Source organism: Vibrio sp. 2132-1, from assembly GCF_033344315.1.
On sequence record NZ_JAWPON010000006.1, the window covers coordinates 175,213 to 193,873 of the forward strand.

Below are 18,661 nucleotides of genomic sequence, written 5' to 3' on the forward strand. Positions count from 1 at the left end.
CTTCCTCGTATTTTTTAGTTAGCTTCGTATGATTCAACGACCGCATGGGCGGCTGTGTAAGCTTCATACTGTTTGAGTAGCAATTGGTACTGCTGTGGTGAGCACCCTAAATCCAACTGACGTTTCACCACCGCTTGTGCTTCTAAGAGCTTGCTCTTAATCTTGTGCACTTCCGCACCGTTTGTGTCGTTATTTAAAATTTGTTCAAGATTTGTCATTGTTCGTCTCGCCTTCATATCCAAGTTCTATTGTTATCACCCGCCCGCCTTTAACCAACTCAATACCAGCAGGTGTAACACTGGATATTCGGTAGCCCTGAGGCGTTCTTGCACCGACCATATAGCGAACGTTATCGGTCAGAATCACATATGGAACCTGGCCAAAGTTAACGCTACGAAACGGGAAATCGATGTTAGTGCCTTTACTCACCTTAGGTATGGATTTCAAAACTAAGTACGGTTTCTCACCATATTGTTCCCGGAAGTCTCGGGTCACACCGTAAAATCGAGTCGTTTCGATATCATCAAGCTCACCACGAACTTCGATGCGATCACCGCTGGTGACCAACTGGACTTTCTTCAGTAGCTCCGCATCCGTTAATAACGCTTTTAGCGTATCCATGTAGGCACCCGCTCGCTGCAGTTCAACCTTCCACGCAACAAGACCAGGCACGTCTCGCTCCAAGATTTGTTCAACTTGGTTCCAGCGGCTTGCATCATCGATATAGCCCGTCAGCAGCAGTGTGCCGGTCTCATCGCCATTTTCGACTTTCACTTGGTGATAGCCGAGGTTGCGCAAAATAAATCGAACCCCGCGACGGATTTCTTCCATCGTTCTTAAGTCACTTTTGTAATTGATGCCCAAGACATCAATTCGACCAAGCAGATCGAGTTTCTGTGTTCGGTCTTCAACATAACCCTCTAGGACTGCTTGGCGTGCGGCGGCATTCCATTCCACACGAACGTCGCTAAGTTTGAGCTCGCCTAAGATGTTACGTACCAAAACAATGGGTTCTGCTTCTGTAACAATTTCATTGTTGTTTCCGTTAGCTTGGCTGTACCACATACCGGCAAAAATGACACTCGGGACAAAACTACAAAGCAAAGCGATGAGCGTTGTTTTTTTCCAGCTAGAGCGTTGCACAGCAACCACAGGTGTATTCTGTTGGCTAGATTCGTCGCTGACGTTACTCACAATTAACGCATCTTCCGCGTATCCCAGAGCGAACTTCACAACGCCGACCGAGACAACAGCATGGCGTGACAACTCGATACCATCACCTGCAACAGCGATGTCTTCACTGTTAATATTTGCCTCTTCGCAGCCTCGTAAAATGACCGAGTCTTGCTGGCAAACGAGGGTGAAATGGTTCGCTTCGACCCCAGCATCAGACAGTACAAGATCAGCAATAAAGTCGTCACTGCCAAGCACGAGAGCACCTTCAGGTAAGGTGACTTCTACTCCGGTATGCACGCCTGATAAAATACGAATTTTCCATTGCTGCATCGCGGTTAAGACTCCTCTGAAGGGCGCACACACTCACTTTGTGAGTCATCACATTCCAATACTTTCACCCGCCAACCCTTTTGCCCTGTTGGTAATTGGCACTGCGTTAATTGAGACGACTTTTTCTGTGACAATAAGTCTTGTTGATAGCGCTCGGCCTGAACCCTCGATGTGCAGCTATATACTTCCACTACCGATTTAAATTCAGCGCTATTGTTGGAGATGTTGTTAAGCCTGCCTATACTTGGTCGCAAGTCATATTCGTTGCCAATCAACACACTATCGCCAATACCATCCACAACAATTCGAGGTTCTAAAATAAACATTCGTACTGTGCGGCGCTTAGTATTGGTATTACTTCTAAACAGCGCGCCTAAATATGGGATGTCTCCTAGCAATGGCACTTTACGTAACTGATGGCTCACTTCATCTCGGTACACACCACCGATAAGTAAGCTTTGCCCTTGTTTAACCGTCGCTAAGGTGCTGATTTCAGTTTTACGAACGGAAGGAAGATCATCGACGCCACCATCAGCGATCTTTGCACCGTCTTCGAGATGAAGGCTCAGGTTAATTTCAGGTCGTGCAGCAAATCTATCACCAACGATACGTGGGACAATTCTCAGTAACGTGCCATACGTGACCTCTTCCAGCGCTGCGGTTTCTTTACCAACCAGCTTGACGTAAAACGTGCTGCTGTTGTTCAGTACCGCTTCGACATTTTCCTGAGTTAACAATGTTGGTCTTGAAACCACTTGAGCACTGCCTTTGGATTCCAATAAACGAATTTGAGCCAGCAAGTAATTTAGGTTGGTTGAATCAAGCAAGGACTTAAAGTTCTGTCCACTGCCGAGCGTCACATCCCCCGAATTCACATCACCTGTTGTTTTGATATCGACAATGCGGTTGTTTCCGACAGACACTCCTGCTCGCCAATCCACGCCTAACTGACTTAAATCGTTGGCACTGATATCGACAATCGATAGCGCGACTTCAATTCTTGATTGCGGCTGGTCTAATTGCGCGACCAGTTTACGATAGAGCGGTAATCGTGCTTGAGTATCACGAACGATAATCGCATTAAGGCCCGGCTCTGCTTCAACTGTTGCGCCACCATGAACTGAGGCGGTTTTATTACTTTTTACAGGCTTATCTGGACTGGTAACTTCTTTGCTAGACGCACTCGCCACTTGCGTTTGAACACCAGACACGACCCGTTTTAACACCGATGCGATGCCCGGGACCGTAATTGTCTGATCTCGATATGCAATTTCTCTATCCGTTGCAGAAGCGTACTTCAAAGGAATTATCTCAACGAATAATTCGTCGGTTGAATTCGATTTCTGCAGCAAGCGCGTTTCCAATGCCTCCGCCGTTTGTACCACTAAGTCGACATAACGTGGAGGACCCGCAAGATAGACTAACCCTTTGCTCTCAGCGGCTCTCCAACCATAACGAGAATCCCAAACGCCGGTGGAAATTAACGTACTGCGTAGCTCTCTAGCCGTAAGTAATTCCAATTGAAGTAAACGTGAGCGAGTTTCTGTCGCCTTATAGACATGTAAGACGGCACCATCGAAATACCACATCAAGTTGTACACTTGCGATAAGTAATCGAGGAATTCCGCGGGATCTTCAGGGGTAAAACGCCCATTCACTCGATCGTTGACTTTGTCACTAACAGAAACCGAGACACGATAATTTGCACCGAAGTTATTCAACAACTCTTTTAATGAGTCGTTATCTGCATAGTAGCGGAACGGTTGTTCGGGCCAGTGTAAGTCTGTTGCTTGCGCGTATCCCAAAGGAACAACACTCACTGCGCATAACAATGCCTTTGTTGCAGCACGCCTAATGTTGGGAAAGATTTTTAGCATCATGGTAACCACACTGTATGGTTGATTGTGTGGTTCACGCGTGCTTGTTCCAGTAATGCAATGTAACGTTCGCATAGATTGACGTGCTTAGAAAGCAAAGCAGAGAACCGTTCCACCGAACAGTCCTCAACCCTTACTTTACTTTGCAAAATCAATTGCTGATCATCATTGGTTGTCAGTACGCCGCCATCCTCACGAATGGTTTTTAATGAGAGCTGCATGCAACGTTGTAACGCTTGTTCTTGTTGATAATCTAGATGCTCTTTAAACTGGAAGGGTAACGTCGCTTCCCATAAAATCCATGACGCATGTTGCTTGATGGTCAGTGATAACTGGTCAACCTCGATGTTGTAAGAACCATTTTCTGAGGCAATAAAATCCCCTACCTTTAGCGCTTCCGCTAAAGATTTCATCATCTTATCTAACATTTAACGCCCTATTTAGATCTGGCTGAGGTGATTGCAAGCCTGGCCGCACTGACCACTTTGAGTATCAAAATAGTAGTGATCGATATCACCAACAGTTTGCATGTTCTTGAACCATTGCCATACTTTCGCAACCGCATTTTGGTCGTTGTAAACCACATCGCATGCATCCCAAACTTCGTTCAGCTCGGGGGCCTCAAGTCGCACTTCCGAACACCAATTTTTCCACTCAGAAATAAATTGTTCGGTTGTAGAGGTGTACTCCGCGAACCCTTTCAGCTCGTCTAAAGACGGTTGCCACTTCTCAATTAACGAACGATGACATTCAATCACTTGCAACTGTTGTTCGCTTAACGTCCCAAGTTGCTTTTTAAGTTGATGCTGCTGGCTCTTAATGAGATCGAGTTGCTGTTGAACAAAGACGGCACTGGTGTCTTCCCCTGATAGCTTCGACCAATATTCCTTCTGAATATCGAGTTGATTGATAAGTTGTTCAACTTTAATCGAAGCATGAAGAGCACTTTGATCGACTTGTCGGTTAATCCACTCGTTGAGTGATAAATGGAAACAAAGCATCAACGTTTTTGGGACAGCCAAATTAAAGCGAAAGCCCAGACGAGAGTTGATGTAGTCCAGCCTTTGTTCGAACGTTGTGATTGTGCTGCTATCACTGAGCTGCGATCCAATTTCCAAAAATAAACGCATGGCAAACCGGTCTATCGAAGCACCAAGTTTTTGATACGTTTTTACTAACTGGCTAGCGCACAAGCTATCGACGACATTTCTATCCAACAAGCGTTGAAGTAAAGATAACTGCTCATAATTTATGACGCCTTCACTCAACAATTGTCGGTGATTGACGTGCACAACATTGAGATCCTGCGTTGGTTTCGAGGCGCTTTCATAACGAGCTCCTCTTTGTAAAACAGTCACTTTCCGCTGTGTCACTATGCTGTCTGGAAAAAGCGAACGGCGTCGCCAATGCTGCTTTTTCATTTATGTTCGTCTCCGCACCCCTTTCGAACAATCCAGAAAGAAAGAGATGTAATAATTTTTAATCGTTCGTTGTTACACGATACATAATAGAATTTACACTGGTGAGTGACTTTCAAAATTAGTCAGAAAATTTTAGTCCCAAGTCATTTCATTTCGCGATAGCCACTTGATCGTCTCCCGAACGTACGCGGCTTGGGGTCGTTCCAAAACGACGACGGTAACTCTGCGTAAAGTAAGACTGGCTGGAAAACCCTGCCTCCATCGCCACATCTACGATGCTCATCTTACTCGTCAACAGCAGTTTATGAGCATGCAGTAGTCGACGCTCACTGATCCAGGCTCTTGGAGAAATGCCATAGTGCTCATTAAAAAGCTCTTTAAAAGTGGTTAAGCTGGCACCAAACTCCTGCGCGTAGTCTGTCAACTTCCATTCTTTTAAGTAATGCTGTTCCATAAACCGACGTAACCGTTCCGACGTACGGTTTGTTTGTTGTGACAGCAACGCATACAGTGATTCTCCTCCTTTGCTGTGTAGCAAGAGAATGAGTAGTTCTTCGTATTTTAGGCACATAATGGCATCAGGGTACGCTTGTTGCTCAAGCGTCTGCATGCTAGAAAGCACTTGTTCAACGAGTATGTTCAAACCAAAAGTAAACAAACCAGAACAAACTTTGTCTACCTTAGGCAGCATCATCAAGAGATCACTGTGTTTTTGCAGCAACTGACTAACGAGTTCATTGTCGTAGGCAATAATCGACGCTTTGTATGCCCCATCTAGCGGAGAGTACTCTAACAAGTAATCTCCTTGGGATAGAAATACCCCATTTTCTGCAGCAACATCGATTGTGCAATCACCTGTTTGAACTCGAAGCTGACCATTGTGAACGACAACAATGTGAGACTGGTCTGAGTGAAATACTTCGTCAGATTTTTCATAGCAGGAAAAACTACGAATTTTTCGTGAACTCGAGTCGACCCTTTCTGAGTTTAGTTGGCCTGACACATCCATTTTCTACCCTTCATTATTTTGAGTTTCTCAGTGCAAATGTTGAGAAACTTTCAAAGCACTACTTTGATTGTTGTTATTTCTAAGTACTGCTGTATGAATTAAAGAAGCAAAGAAAAGAGCATAGAAGTTCTATCACTTACCATACCCCCCGAATAATTAGCGAATAACCCAAGCATTACCTTTACCTAAAGGTAAAAGTTTGACTTAGTAAATTTCTGCTGTCCGTCTTTATTATTTTTATCAGATAGCGTTTATCATTAGCCAAAACTTAAATATCATTTCGTTATTTAAGCTTGGTTGTTTTGTTATACATTAGAATACAATTAAATAGATTTTGGCATCGTTTCGAGAACAAAATTAAATTTCCAAAATCATAAAAATGTATGTTTTATAGCCTAAAACGCCAAGCCAACGTGTTCAAGGAGCGAGATATAATCATAAAAAATACTGTTTTTGCAACAAGTATGAGTCTAAAAAACAACTGACCCGATGACTTCAAAGTCATGTAATTAATGTTTATAAAAGACAACAAATCTTTCACAAAAGGAAAGATATGGTCTTTATTTTTATAAATTAGAAAATTCTAATAAAAATGTAGTACTTAAAATTTTATCTGTTTATTTTTGGAACAAGAATCAAGTTTTCTTGTTTATTTCCCTCTAAAAATAAATAGTTCTTTTCTTTTTCAGCAACGAGCTCACCGTTTGAATAAAGCTTTCCAATAATCTTCATTTTTCCTTCACCAGCTTGAATTGGTGCAATTAAAAACGAATACTGCACAGGCAACTGAACGCCTTGGTAGCTCTGAGATGCCGACTTAAGACATTGATTATCAATAACTTTACATATTTCCACTTCAAGAGAAGTAATCGAAGGTGGAAAGTAGCCGTCGACAGAAACCCAACCATAGACTGATGCCTGACTCTGTGTATCAAAGCCATCCACCCCATTAACGGACACAGTCTGACTGCACCCACTCAGTATGAATAACCCAATAAAACCAGCCCATATAGAATTGTTCATTATGACCCCATAAACTTATTTTATATAATCTAGCTCATTTGAAATTCACACAATTCTTTATGTAAAAATATAAAAGATCAACTTATATTTATACTACAAGCGGACAATAAATCGCATTTTTCAACAACACGTAGTTAACATGGACTGTAATTTCAAAAACAGTTTCTGCTCTCTTTCATTCCTTCCTTAATTGAAGTTCATTAGAGAAAAGTGATATTCATATATATCATTGCCATCGAGATATGCATCTGAACACACTTACTTTTATCTTTCTATTTCTCTCAACACATTTAAAAGCCAAAATATAATAACAACCGACTAATATTGATAAACATGAAGAGATACATCTAATATTTTCCTTGATAAAATTTCAAAAGGGACTATTCCTATGTCAGCACGCCAAACTATCGATGAGATTTTGCTAAAGTTTGCTCATCAAATAGGCTTGCCTGCACTGCATCTAACGGAAAATGAAGTAAGCTTAGCCTTTGATGATAATCTAAGGGTGCATATCATCTTTCATCCTGAATCGACCACTTTGCAGCTCGAAGCTGAGATTGTTGGCCTTCAAATTGTAAATTCCGATCTCTATCGCTCTTTCTTGGCCTTTAATTATCACTGGCCTGAGCACCAGTTATTTTTTAGTTTAGATAACCACCGACATGTCCTATGTTTAAACCGACTCATTAACATTAGGCGACTGGATTACGAATATTTTGAAACAGCTTTAGCAGAATTGCTGACGCACAGCGAGTCGTGGGAAGCGTTATTGTCTTCTCATGTAACCATTGATGAGGCACCACCGATGCCACAAACTTTAGACTTGAGAGTTTAGGTGTCTTTATGTCCAATGACATCCAATCCACATACACCAATTCATCGGTTCATGACGTTCAACAAGCGCAGCAAAGTGATGCAGTGCCGCAAGGAACGTTTCATGGCCGTAAAGTCACCCTACTCTCCTCATCAGACAGCAGCATGACGCGAACAAGCTCTAAAAGAGAGCTTGGTGAATGTTTAAATCAATTTGCCAGTCTCGAATCTTGCAATCGCGTTTTGGATTTTGATCCGCAACTCAATATTGACAAGCAAAACGCCGCCGTAGAAAAGCTTATGGAACGAAAAGTGGCGATAATTCAACGTTCCTGATATCACAATATAAGCAGGTTAAACACCTAAGTTACCCTTCAGCCGACAAGCTCACGCTAATAAAAAACCCCGAAGATTCGGGGTTTTGATTCATACTGCTTTTTCTTTATTAATTACTTAGTTTCACTAGAAGAAGCCTAACGGGTCGATGCTGTAGCTAATCAGCAAGTTCTTCGTGTTCTGGTAGTGATCCAGCATCATCTTGTGCGTTTCGCGCCCGATACCCGATTTTTTGTAACCACCGAACGCTGCGTGTGCAGGGTAAGCGTGGTAACAGTTAATCCAGATCCGGCCAGCTTCAATATTACGGCCCATACGATATGCAACGTTCGCATCACGTGTCCAAACACCTGCGCCTAAGCCATATTCAGTGTCGTTTGCGATTTCCAACGCTTCAGCCTCATCTTTGAATTTGGTGATAGCGATCACTGGGCCAAAGATTTCTTCTTGGAAGATTCGCATCTTGTTGTGGCCTTCCAACATGGTTGGCTGAATGTAGTACCCCTGGTTGATAGACTCTGGCTGTTCTGACACTCCACCACCAAAGACCACTTTTGCGCCTTCTTCACGGCCGATTTCCAGGTAACTTAAAATCTTATCAAACTGTTCTTGAGAAGCCTGAGCACCAACTTGAGTATCGGTATCGAGCGGATTACCTTGTTTAATCAGCTGTGCACGTTCCGTCAGTTTCTCTACAAACTTGTCATAAATCGCTTCATGAACCAGTACGCGAGATGGACAAGTACAAACTTCACCTTGGTTGAAGAAACCAAGTAACGTACCTTCGATACACTTATCAAGATACTCATCTTCGTAATCGAAGATATCTGAGAAGTAGATGTTTGGAGATTTACCACCTAACTCAACTGTCGATGGGATCAAGTTGTCTGCTGCACATTTCAGAATGTGGTTGCCAACTTGCGTAGACCCGGTAAACGCGAGTTTCGCAATGCGGTTGCTGGTTGCTAATGCTTGACCCGCTTCAGAACCATATCCGTTTACAACGTTGATGACACCAGGAGGAAGAAGGTCACCGATTTTTTCCATCAGAACCAGAATGGATGTTGGGGTTTGCTCTGCTGGCTTCAATACCACACAGCAACCCGCCGCTAGTGCCGGTGCTAGTTTCCAAGCCGCCATCAACATTGGGAAGTTCCACGGAATAATTTGACCAACCACACCAATCGGTTCTGGGAAGTGGTAGCTTGCGGTGTGCTCATCCAGTTCTGCCGCACTGCCTTCTTGTGCGCGAATACAGCCAGCGAAGTAACGGAAGTGATCCACTACTAAAGGTAAATCTGCCGCCAAGGTTTCGCGAACTGGTTTGCCGTTTTCCCAAGTTTCTGCAACAGCAAGCTCTTCTAGATGCTGCTCAATACGGTCAGCAATTTTCAGCAAGATGTTCGAACGTTCTGTCACGCTGGTTTTGGCCCATTTTGCTCTGATGTTGTGCGCGGCATCCAGTGCTAAATTAATATCTTCCTCGCCAGAGCGAGCAACTTTACAATACGCTTGTCCGTTGATTGGTGAGATATTGTCAAAGTACTCACCACCCGTTGGTTTTACCCATTCCCCACCGATAAAGTTATCGTAATGCGATTTAAAGTTAACAATGGCATTTTCACTACCTGGCTGTGCATAGATCATAACTCTTCCTTTTGTTTCTCGTTCAATGTGTTATTGCAGTGTCGTATCGCACTGTTCACAAAGAGCATTACGCAAGTCACACGCCAACTACGCCACACTTGTTGTTAATTAAATGTAAAACTATGATTACCAAGCGATAACAAACCAAGTGAGCGATGTTTGAGCGGATGTATGGTGTAAACACCAATGTTCAAGTGTTCCAAAATGGCACACCCTCACTGTGACAAAATGGTACAGTCATGGAACTTCAACACATTAGCGATAACAATTGGCTTTCAACTTCATGGGTCAGAAGTGAACAAGCGGGTTTAAAACAGCGTCGACGCCCTGAAGATATTCGAGTAACGCCAGCAACGCTCCAAGATAGGCGTCACCAACTCAACTTTTTGCTAGAGGCAGTCACTCAATTTGCGCTCCCTTTGTTTAATCAGCTATTTGCTCATAGCGACAGTCGCTTAATTTTGACGGACTCAGATGGTGTCATCATCGGCAGTTGGGGACAGCCTAGATTTCGTGAAAAGTTGACGGAAATCTCGCTAAGCTCAGGAGCATGCTGGCAAGAAAAGGTCAAAGGCACCAACGCTATTGGTACAGCCTTGGTTGAAGCAAAGCCCGTTTCTGTTATTGGTGATCAGCACTTTATCCAACACCATCGTTTTATTAGCTGTTCGGCTAATCCTATTTTCGATCATCTTGGTAACCTCATTGGCGTATTAGATATTACGAGCGAGCAAAAGAGACATGACTTCTCAACGCAAGTACTAGTACAAAACATGGTCCAGCAAGTGGAGAATCAACTACTTAACTTGATTCCACAAGGGCATATTCGTGTGGATTTAGCGTGCGAAAAAGGTTTACTGAATAGTGGTTGGCAAGGAATTATCATTGCAAATGAAGACGGACAAGTTTTGGCTCACAATCAAGTAGCCTCTCAACTTTTTGCGCAAAAAAGTATCATTGGGCAATCCTTAGACGACATTCTATCCACTCGGGGAAATGAGCACCCTTTCGTTTTCAAAACAAAACCGCTTACCGATAAAGATAGCAAGGTCAAGTCTCGTGCTGTAGCGGCGTCCAATGATCTTCATTATGGCGACTCCGCTGTTGAGCACTGTTGGCAGCAAGCCAATCGCGTCATCGATAAAGACATCAGTTTGTTGATTCTCGGAGAGACTGGTGTTGGCAAAAACGAGTTTGTGAAAGCACTCCATAAAAACAGCCAGAGAAAAACGGGACCGTTAGTTTCCGTCAACTGCGGAGCGCTACCAAAAGATCTGGTTGAATCTGAATTATTTGGCTACGTAGCCGGTGCCTTTACTGGCGCAAACAGCAAAGGCTATCAGGGAAAAATTCGCCAAGCACACAAAGGGATTTTGTTTCTAGATGAAATCGCAGATTTACCCTTGGAAGCTCAAAGCCGATTGCTCCATGTATTGCAAGATAAAACCGTGCTTCCCGTGGGTTCCAACCAAAGCATTCAAGTCGATACGCAAATCATTGCAGCTACGCATAAAGATCTGGAACATTTGGTCAGCGAAGGATTGTTCCGCCAAGATTTGTATTATCGCCTTAATGGCTTGATCATTGAGCTACCTCGCTTTGAGGAGCGTGAAGATAAACGACAACTGATTGAGAACATTCATCGGCGTCACGCCGAATCTGAACAACAGCTTTGCCCTCACCTACTTTCTCTGATGCTGTCTTACTCATGGCCAGGAAATTTGCGTGAACTCGATAGTTTAATCAAAGTATCCGCCTTAATGGCGCAAGGTGAAGAAATATTGGAACTCACACACGTCCCAGCCCACCTAAGTAAGAAACTCAGCCAAGCTCAAGAAGGGGCAGCATCCGCTGAACCAACTTCAGAACTGCGTGCAACCGTCGAAGATAAGTTGCTCAAAACATATCAAGCCAACCAGGGGAACATTAGCAAAACGTCTCGTATGCTTGGTGTGAGCCGAAATACCATTTACAGAAAGTTGAAAAGCCTTGGCATATTAAGTTAATTCTACGACCTCAGATACAAAAAGAGCACCGTTGCGGTGCTCTTTCTCTTTGAAACCTAGCTTACAGGCCGCCTTGTTGTTGTGCCTGTTTTACTAATGCCTGACGTTGAGTTTCCTTCTCAGAGATCACTTGATTGTCCTTGTGCATTTCCTGTTCCAATTCTGCTGGAATGAAAACAAAGTACTTGTTAAGAGTCATCTTAGAACCTCAATTTGCTGTGTTAATTACCTTCTTGGTCGACGTAAACAAAACCAGAAAAACATGTTTTACTGGATCCTTGTTGCTAGTTTCAAAAAATAAAGGATGTTCATATAATAAACATCCTCCATGTGGGCGCTAATTATAGGCGTAGTTTAAAGGCTTACCTAGCACTCTTTTTCACCTTTTGTGCAATCTGAGTTTCGATCGAAAAACGGGTTTAATTGCCCGTCGTTACTAAGGTATTGTTAAACAGAGAAAAAAGCTTTTACTGTAACTGACGACAGGGATGAGCTTACGAGTGTAGGTTCACTTGCAATTGTGTATCGTAGAGTTCGAATACGATAATAATAGCGCTACATGCCCTTAATCTGTGTAGTTAAAAACTTTGAAGTGATAGACAACCGAAGTCATATCTGTGCAACTCAGTTTAACGATTTGTCTACCAGTTCAATATTTCACCTTTTTTGAGAAATCTTTAGCCACTTTTTTGTGTGAAACGTCCCAAAAGAGCAGACAATTAAAAGTGTGGTATATGACCACAATTGTCTATCCCCACTTAGCTTCGGGAGGCGTTTATGAAAAGTAACAAACTTGGCCATGTGATGTCTTTCAGCAGAATGTTTTCCTTCATTGCATTCTTGACGGCCACATTCGCATGGATTCTCAGCATGTACGCCCTATTCACTGTTTCTTTAGTGGCTCTTGTGGTCAGTGCAATTCTCTACCTAAAAGACAGGTTTTATCAAAACAAGAAAACGACCACTGAAAAGAGCGCCTAGGCGCTCTTTTCTATTGAATGTCATTTCTGTGTGACTTGATATAGTTATCAATCCGTTCGAGTTCGTGAAAATAACCATACATACCAATACGATTAATTTCTGGTTCTATACAGTATTTTTCTTCTTTTACCATAGCTTCTACAAACATTCCGCTTGATGCAATTGTGAAAGGTGGACACGCTGAGTAACCATTATTTTCTGCAATATACTTCAATCGCCCAAATTCAAAAATTTGACCTGGAATAGCAACGATAAGGGACAAGACAATTGTTATAGTTATCACTTTAATCGGCACTTTGACTAACTGAGTCATTCGATCAAATAAAATATAGACCAATAATGTAGGGCACAAGAGTAAGCTTGCGATACTTAAAACATATGACGCATCAATGTAGACCACTTGAAAACCACTACTGAGCTGAAGCGGTAGAGATTCGAAAACGAAATGATGATAAAGGCGATAGATGGAGTAAGTAATCAGTAATATGAACATAAGCAACACGAAAGCTGTGTGAAATGGATGCTTCTGTTGTGTCATTTCTATTACCTTATAGTTGAGGAGACGGCAGAGAGCGGCTTAGCTTCACTCTTCGAAGAGAAATATTAAACTGCTAGCAAATGCATGCTCTCCCATTTCTGAGAAGTGCGTGACGAATCAACGTTTAATGTAACTTTTAAATCTACCAATATCTTACAGACACAAAAAAGGATGCCACTTGGGCATCCCTTTATATCTTTATATTTAGTCGGTTTACTTAAAACGATTACACGTCGTAAGTTGTAGACGCTGTGTCGCCGCCTGTACCAGTCCAGTTAGTGTGGAAGAATTCACCACGTGGACGGTCAATACGCTCATAAGTGTGAGCACCGAAGTAGTCACGTTGAGCTTGAAGCAGGTTCGCTGGTAGACGAGCTGTTGTGTAACCGTCTAGGAAAGATAGCGCAGAAATCGTACATGGCATTGGGATACCAGACTCTAGAGACTTCGCTGCTACTTTACGCCATGCTGCTAGGCTGCCTTGTAGGATGTTTTTGAAGTACTCATCAGAACCTAGGAATGCGATGTCTGGGTTCGCTTCGTACGCATCACGGATGTTGCCTAGGAACGCAGAGCGGATGATACAACCACCACGCCACATTAGGGCTACGTTACCGTAGTTTAGGTCCCAACCGTTCTCGTTCGATGCTTCGCGCATTAGCATGAAGCCTTGAGCGTAAGAGATGATCTTAGAAGCTAGTAGCGCTTGACGTAGTGCATCAACCCACTCTTGCTTGTCGCCTTCAACAGGAGTGATTGTCTTACCGAATAGAGATTCAGCTTCAACACGTTGGTCTTTCAGTGCAGATAGACAACGAGAGAATACAGACTCAGAGATAAGTGTTAGTGGAATACCTAGGTCTAGTGCGTTGATACCAGTCCATTTACCAGTACCTTTTTGGCCTGCTGTGTCTAGGATCTTCTCAACTAGAGGCTCACCGTCTTCATCTTTGTAGCCAAGGATGTCAGCCGTGATTTCAACAAGGTAGCTGTCTAGTTCAGTCTTGTTCCAATCAGCGAATACTGCTTGCATCTCGTCAGCAGACATACCAAGACCGTCTTTCATGAACTGGTAAGCTTCAGTGATAAGCTGCATGTCACCGTATTCGATGCCGTTGTGTACCATCTTAACGAAGTGACCAGCACCATCGTTACCAACCCAGTCACAACATGGCTCACCAGCGTCAGTTTTCGCAGCGATACCTTGGAAGATAGGCTTAACCGCTTCCCATGCTTCAGCAGCACCGCCAGGCATGATAGATGGACCGAAGCGCGCACCTTCTTCACCACCAGATACACCAGTACCGATGAAGTGGATACCTTTTTCACGTAGTGCAGCAACACGACGGTTTGTATCTGGGTAGTTAGTGTTACCACCGTCAATAATGATGTCGCCTTTGTCTAGCAGAGGTACTAGCGCTTCGATGAACTTGTCTACAACGTCACCAGCGCGAACCATCAACATTACTTTACGCGGCGTTTCTAGCTTCTCTACTAGTTCTTCTAGAGAGTATGCACCGATGATGTTCGTGCCTTTTGCTGGACCTTCCAGGAACTCGTCTACTTTAGCAGCAGTACGGTTGTGAGCAACCACTTTAAAGCCGTGATCGTTCATGTTTAGGATAAGGTTTTGACCCATTACTGCTAGGCCAATTACACCGATATCACCTTTCATTGTTTCTCTCCAATTTTATTTCATCGACGAGCAGCGTCTTAAGCAATTTTTGCTGCCGCGTCTAAATCTAAATACCATTCCGTTAGGCCCGATTTCGCTTGAATCTTAGCCGCTGGGTATGGCAGTGCGTGTGCTGGTGAACTGTTAATTTCTTCAACAATGTCCGCTTTTCCTGCACCAAGCACTAAGTAACTAATGCGTTTCGCTGCTTCTAATACGCGTGCGGTTTTCGACACACGAAGTTGGCCCGATTCAGGATGCGACGCCACAAGAGATAGGTTCGCATCATCATAATTCGTTTGGCCAGGGAACAGAGAAGCTGTATGACCATCTGCACCAACGCCTAATAAGATCCAGTCAAACACAGGTGTGCCGTTTTCATTCGGGATTACCTCTGCCATCTCTTTTGCAAAGCGCTCGGCTTCTGCTTTAGGCTCATCTTCGCCACGGATGCGGTGAATGTTTTCTGCAGGAATATTTACTTGGCTAAACAACAACGTGTTCGCTTCACCGTAGTTGCTTTCTGCATCGTCAGGGGCAACACAACGTTCGTCACCCCACCAAAAGTGGAGGTTTTCCCATTGAATGGAGGTTGCGTAAGCCTCTGAAGCCAGTAGTTTAAACAGCATTTTAGGAGTGCTGCCGCCAGAAAGAGAGATGTGAACAGGTCTGCCCATTTCGCTAAACGCTTTCATATCGTTAGCTAGGCTTTCAACTACCTGTTCTGCTGTTTGGTAGATCTTATGGTTGATCATAGTTCACAGTAATCCGTATCTGTTAAGTTTTTACATGGGAAACGCCAAGCGCGGCCATCACGCTGTAACAAGTCATCTGACTCTTTAGGTCCCCAAGTGCCGCATGCGTACCCGAAGAGGGATTGTGGATCTTGCTTAAAATCTAAGATTGGCTGTACGTATTGCCAGCACGCTTCCACCGCATCACTACGTGCAAATAGCGTAGCATCACCATTCAAAGCATCAAGTAGAAGGCGCTCGTATGCCGTTAGCATTTGCGTTTCTTGCAAGTCAGCGTAATGGAAGTTCATTTTCACTTCCTTCGCTTCAAAGCCTGCGCCTGGCTCTTTCAAGCCAAAGCTCATTTGAATGCCTTCGTCTGGTTGAATACGAATGATCAGCTTGTTTTCTGGTGCGTTTTGACCAAACACAGGATGCGGTGTTTGTTTAAAGTGGATAACCACCTCAGTAACGCGTGTTGGAAGACGCTTACCAGTACGCACGTAAAATGGCACGCCATTCCAACGCCAGTTGTTGATGTACGCTTTCAAACCGATGTAAGTCTCTGTACGAGAATCGTCTGCAACTCCCGGCTCTTCACGGTAGCCGCGTAGGCTTTGCCCACGAACTTCAGACGCCGTGTATTGGCCTAATACTAGGTCGTTGCGCAGAGCGTTTTCGTCTAATGGCTTTAAGCATTGAAGCACTTTTACCACTTCATCACGCATCGAGTCTGCATTGATTTGCGCTGGTGGTTCCATACCTACCATTGCTAATACTTGTAGCAAGTGGTTTTGGAACATGTCGCGCACAGCGCCAGAGTTGTCGTAGTAACCACCACGCTCCTCTACGCCAAGGAATTCTGCGCCTGTGATTTCAACGTAATCAATGAAGTTACGGTTCCAAAGCGGCTCAAACATCGCATTAGAGAAACGAAGCACAAGTAGGTTTTGTACCGTTTCTTTACCTAAGTAATGGTCAATTCGGTAGATTTGATGCTCTTGGAAGTGCTCGTGAATTTCTTTGTCCAGAATACGCGCCGATTCAAGATCATAGCCGAATGGTTTCTCAATGATCAGGCGTTTCCAGCCATCCTCTTCACTGTTAAGACCATGTGCTGCAAGACTTGCAGGGATCACACTGTATAAACTTGGTGGGGTTGCTAAGTAAAAAAGCGTATTGCGTTGCTCGAATTGATATTCGTCCGCAAGTTGGTCTAAGCGAGAAGATAGCTTACCGTAATCTTGTGTGTCAGAAGTATTAATTGCTTGGTAGTGCAGATGGTTAATAAATGCATCAAGCGTTTCTGGCTCAGTCTTTTCCATTTCCTGAAGCGATTTTTTCAGCTTCGCGCGGTAAGACTCATCACTGTATTCAGTGCGACTTACACCCAGAATGGCAAAATTCTCTGGAAGCTGCTTGTTCGCGTAGAGGTGGTATAAAGCAGGAATGAGCTTACGGTACGTAAGGTCACCTGAAGCACCAAAAATAACGATGCTGCTGTTTTCTGGTATTACCATCATCTTTCCCTTAAAAACGAGGTACTTATTGTGTGCCCGGATACGGCTAGAGAATGAGCCAACCCTATCAATGGCACCTCAAAATAGAAAATTGGTCTTACCTATTACGTTGATAGGTAAAGTCTATGGGCCCAAAGAACCTCAAGAAGTTGCATTTCCGATTCTTGGAAACACGACGTATTGAGGTCATTTAAGTCACTTATGTCTCAAAAGTACACACTGTACTCGCTGGAGGAGAGTCCGACACGGGGCAATATTGTCTACGACTATTTGATTTACATCAACACTTGCCAGTGCAAACGTTTAAATAAGTTGCACAAAACGTCATAAGCGATTGTATTTTATTGATAAAAAAAGTTTCATCTGAACGCTCCAAAATTTAAGCAAAAACTCTAATATGGGCAATAATTACTCATCCTTGCAATCCATTACAGTTTTATCGTGATCTGTGTTACTTACTTTTTATTTCATCACCCTATTGATAATGATACTCAATTAAAGATAATGAAATCACTATTAATGTGAAAGTAGAACGCCATGAAATCAAGCGCCATTAACCCACATCCCATAAACCGAATACAATCGGTGCTTGACTACATTCACACCAACTTAGACAGCACTCTGAGCGTAGATGAAATATCGAAAGCAAGTTGTTGGTCGCGCTGGCAACTGCAACGCGTATTTCAACAACACACTGGCGTATCCGTCGCTCACTACATCAGAGAGCTTAAACTTAGCCTTGCGGCTGAGCGCTTAATCCATACTTCTGACCGCTCGTTAGATATAGCGATAGAAATGGGATTTACATCTGAACACGCATTTAGCCGTGCGTTCAGGAATATGTTTTCAAAAAGCCCCCGCGAATATCGAAAAACGCAACAACTCTCCGGGTTGAGACAACCTTTGACGCTGCGTAAGACACCAGAAGAAGAGAAAAAACATCAGCGCTTTATTGAAGTTCGAATAGAAACAAAACCGGCTTTTGAACTTGCTGGTTATCATGAACCTATTCACGGATTGTTTTCCGCTACGCCCGATTTCCAATCCAAAGTACCGTCACTTTGGTCACGTCTTTATTCATCTGAAAACCTTAATAATTCGGAAAGTAGTTACTTTGGCGTGATTGATGTGACGCAAGCGTATTCAAACAACCAACAACTTGAGTATTGGGCAGGTTATGAGTGCAGTCCAACAGCAAACGCACCAAGATCAACGAACTCTTCCAACTCGGGGTTAGACCTCTTGGCTGTTCCTGAGCAAACCTACGCCGTCATTACACACATAGGCAAAGCATCAGAGCTCGCCTCAACGCTGGAATGGTTTATTTTACATTGGCTACCCTACTCTAATTATCATGCTATCGATGGTTATGAGTTAGAGCTTTATCCAGAAGGTTATGATGTTGATAGCGAACAAGCACAAATGCAGTATTGGATTCCTGTAGAGCCAAACGACGCGCTATCTTTAAAACCTAAGAACAGAAGAATAAGTTCCAAAGATTAGTGTTTTGCACCAAATTGTTAACTTTTCCTATTTCTTTGAATATAGAATACAAATAACAATCATTATCAATAA

General features: G+C 43.4%; 18 protein-coding genes. 5 read left to right on the top strand and 13 right to left on the bottom strand.

Annotation, left to right across the window (positions count from 1 at the left end; translation table 11 throughout):
• Positions 1-14: 14 nt before the first annotated feature.
• The 7 genes from R8N47_RS08485 to R8N47_RS08515 form a co-directional block, all read right to left on the bottom strand.
• Complete coding sequence (locus R8N47_RS08485) at positions 15-218, bottom strand: EscE/YscE/SsaE family type III secretion system needle protein co-chaperone (RefSeq protein ID WP_005377198.1); 204 nt, start codon at positions 216-218, stop codon at positions 15-17.
• Complete coding sequence (gene sctD / locus R8N47_RS08490) at positions 205-1,506, bottom strand: type III secretion system inner membrane ring subunit SctD (protein ID WP_017821344.1); 1,302 nt, start codon at positions 1,504-1,506, stop codon at positions 205-207. The genes R8N47_RS08485 and sctD overlap by 14 nt, the downstream gene beginning before the upstream one ends.
• Before the next feature lie 5 nt (positions 1,507-1,511).
• Positions 1,512-3,386, bottom strand: a complete 1,875-nt coding sequence (gene sctC / locus R8N47_RS08495; RefSeq protein ID WP_064353990.1) for a type III secretion system outer membrane ring subunit SctC — start codon at positions 3,384-3,386, stop codon at positions 1,512-1,514.
• Complete coding sequence (locus R8N47_RS08500; protein WP_017821346.1) at positions 3,383-3,811, bottom strand: YscB family type III secretion system chaperone; 429 nt, start codon at positions 3,809-3,811, stop codon at positions 3,383-3,385. Before R8N47_RS08500 ends, sctC begins: the two co-directional genes overlap by 4 nt.
• Before the next feature lie 12 nt (positions 3,812-3,823).
• Positions 3,824-4,804 carry a T3SS regulon anti-activator ExsD domain-containing protein gene (locus tag R8N47_RS08505; RefSeq protein WP_025768113.1) on the bottom strand — a complete coding sequence of 327 codons (981 nt, stop codon included), beginning with the start codon at positions 4,802-4,804 and terminating at the stop codon, positions 3,824-3,826.
• A gap of 148 nt (positions 4,805-4,952) precedes the next feature.
• Positions 4,953-5,813 carry an AraC family transcriptional regulator gene (locus R8N47_RS08510; protein ID WP_005377191.1) on the bottom strand — a complete coding sequence of 287 codons (861 nt, stop codon included), beginning with the start codon at positions 5,811-5,813 and terminating at the stop codon, positions 4,953-4,955.
• Positions 5,814-6,422: 609 nt separating this feature from the next.
• Positions 6,423-6,836 carry a YscW family type III secretion system pilotin gene (locus R8N47_RS08515; RefSeq protein ID WP_054579559.1) on the bottom strand — a complete coding sequence of 138 codons (414 nt, stop codon included), beginning with the start codon at positions 6,834-6,836 and terminating at the stop codon, positions 6,423-6,425.
• A 388-nt stretch (positions 6,837-7,224) separates the two neighbouring features.
• On the opposite strand from R8N47_RS08515, the gene exsC reads away from it, so the two are divergent.
• Together exsC and exsE2 are read left to right on the top strand one after the other, a co-directional pair.
• Positions 7,225-7,671: a type III secretion system regulatory chaperone ExsC gene (gene exsC / locus R8N47_RS08520; protein ID WP_005377174.1), complete on the top strand. Its 447-nt coding sequence runs from the start codon at positions 7,225-7,227 to the stop codon at positions 7,669-7,671.
• A gap of 8 nt (positions 7,672-7,679) precedes the next feature.
• Entirely contained in the window at positions 7,680-7,985 is a 306-nt protein-coding gene (gene exsE2, locus R8N47_RS08525) for a T3SS regulon translocated regulator ExsE2 (protein WP_054728556.1), read from the top strand.
• 126 nt (positions 7,986-8,111) lie between these two features.
• Here exsE2 and R8N47_RS08530 read toward each other — a convergent pair whose 3' ends face one another.
• Positions 8,112-9,632: an aldehyde dehydrogenase family protein gene (locus R8N47_RS08530; protein ID WP_005377169.1), complete on the bottom strand. Its 1,521-nt coding sequence runs from the start codon at positions 9,630-9,632 to the stop codon at positions 8,112-8,114.
• 239 nt (positions 9,633-9,871) lie between these two features.
• On the opposite strand from R8N47_RS08530, the gene R8N47_RS08535 reads away from it, so the two are divergent.
• Entirely contained in the window at positions 9,872-11,638 is a 1,767-nt protein-coding gene (locus tag R8N47_RS08535; RefSeq protein ID WP_017821352.1) for a sigma-54-dependent Fis family transcriptional regulator, read from the top strand.
• A 61-nt stretch (positions 11,639-11,699) separates the two neighbouring features.
• On the opposite strand, the gene R8N47_RS08540 is transcribed toward R8N47_RS08535, so the two are convergent.
• Positions 11,700-11,837 carry a hypothetical protein gene (locus R8N47_RS08540; RefSeq protein ID WP_005377165.1) on the bottom strand — a complete coding sequence of 46 codons (138 nt, stop codon included), beginning with the start codon at positions 11,835-11,837 and terminating at the stop codon, positions 11,700-11,702.
• A 578-nt stretch (positions 11,838-12,415) separates the two neighbouring features.
• Between R8N47_RS08540 and R8N47_RS08545 the strand changes: the two genes are divergently transcribed.
• A complete protein-coding gene (locus tag R8N47_RS08545; protein ID WP_005377162.1) occupies positions 12,416-12,619 on the top strand; it encodes a hypothetical protein in 204 nt (67 codons plus the stop codon).
• Between the two features lie 10 nt (positions 12,620-12,629).
• On the opposite strand, the gene R8N47_RS08550 is transcribed toward R8N47_RS08545, so the two are convergent.
• From R8N47_RS08550 to zwf, 4 genes are all read right to left on the bottom strand, one after another.
• The gene (locus R8N47_RS08550; RefSeq protein WP_005377161.1) at positions 12,630-13,157 is read right to left on the bottom strand and encodes a hypothetical protein; all 528 of its coding nucleotides are present in this window, start codon (positions 13,155-13,157) and stop codon (positions 12,630-12,632) included.
• 226 nt (positions 13,158-13,383) lie between these two features.
• Positions 13,384-14,832 (bottom strand): decarboxylating NADP(+)-dependent phosphogluconate dehydrogenase, encoded by a 1,449-nt coding sequence (gnd, locus tag R8N47_RS08555; protein ID WP_005377160.1) that lies wholly within the window; start codon positions 14,830-14,832, stop codon positions 13,384-13,386.
• 38 nt (positions 14,833-14,870) lie between these two features.
• Positions 14,871-15,587, bottom strand: coding sequence for a 6-phosphogluconolactonase (pgl, locus tag R8N47_RS08560; protein WP_005387158.1), 717 nt, complete (start codon positions 15,585-15,587; stop codon positions 14,871-14,873).
• Positions 15,584-17,086, bottom strand: coding sequence for a glucose-6-phosphate dehydrogenase (zwf, locus tag R8N47_RS08565; protein ID WP_017634563.1), 1,503 nt, complete (start codon positions 17,084-17,086; stop codon positions 15,584-15,586). Before zwf ends, pgl begins: the two co-directional genes overlap by 4 nt.
• Before the next feature lie 537 nt (positions 17,087-17,623).
• Between zwf and R8N47_RS08570 the strand changes: the two genes are divergently transcribed.
• Positions 17,624-18,589: a helix-turn-helix domain-containing protein gene (locus R8N47_RS08570; RefSeq protein ID WP_033906176.1), complete on the top strand. Its 966-nt coding sequence runs from the start codon at positions 17,624-17,626 to the stop codon at positions 18,587-18,589.
• Positions 18,590-18,661 lie beyond the last annotated feature (72 nt).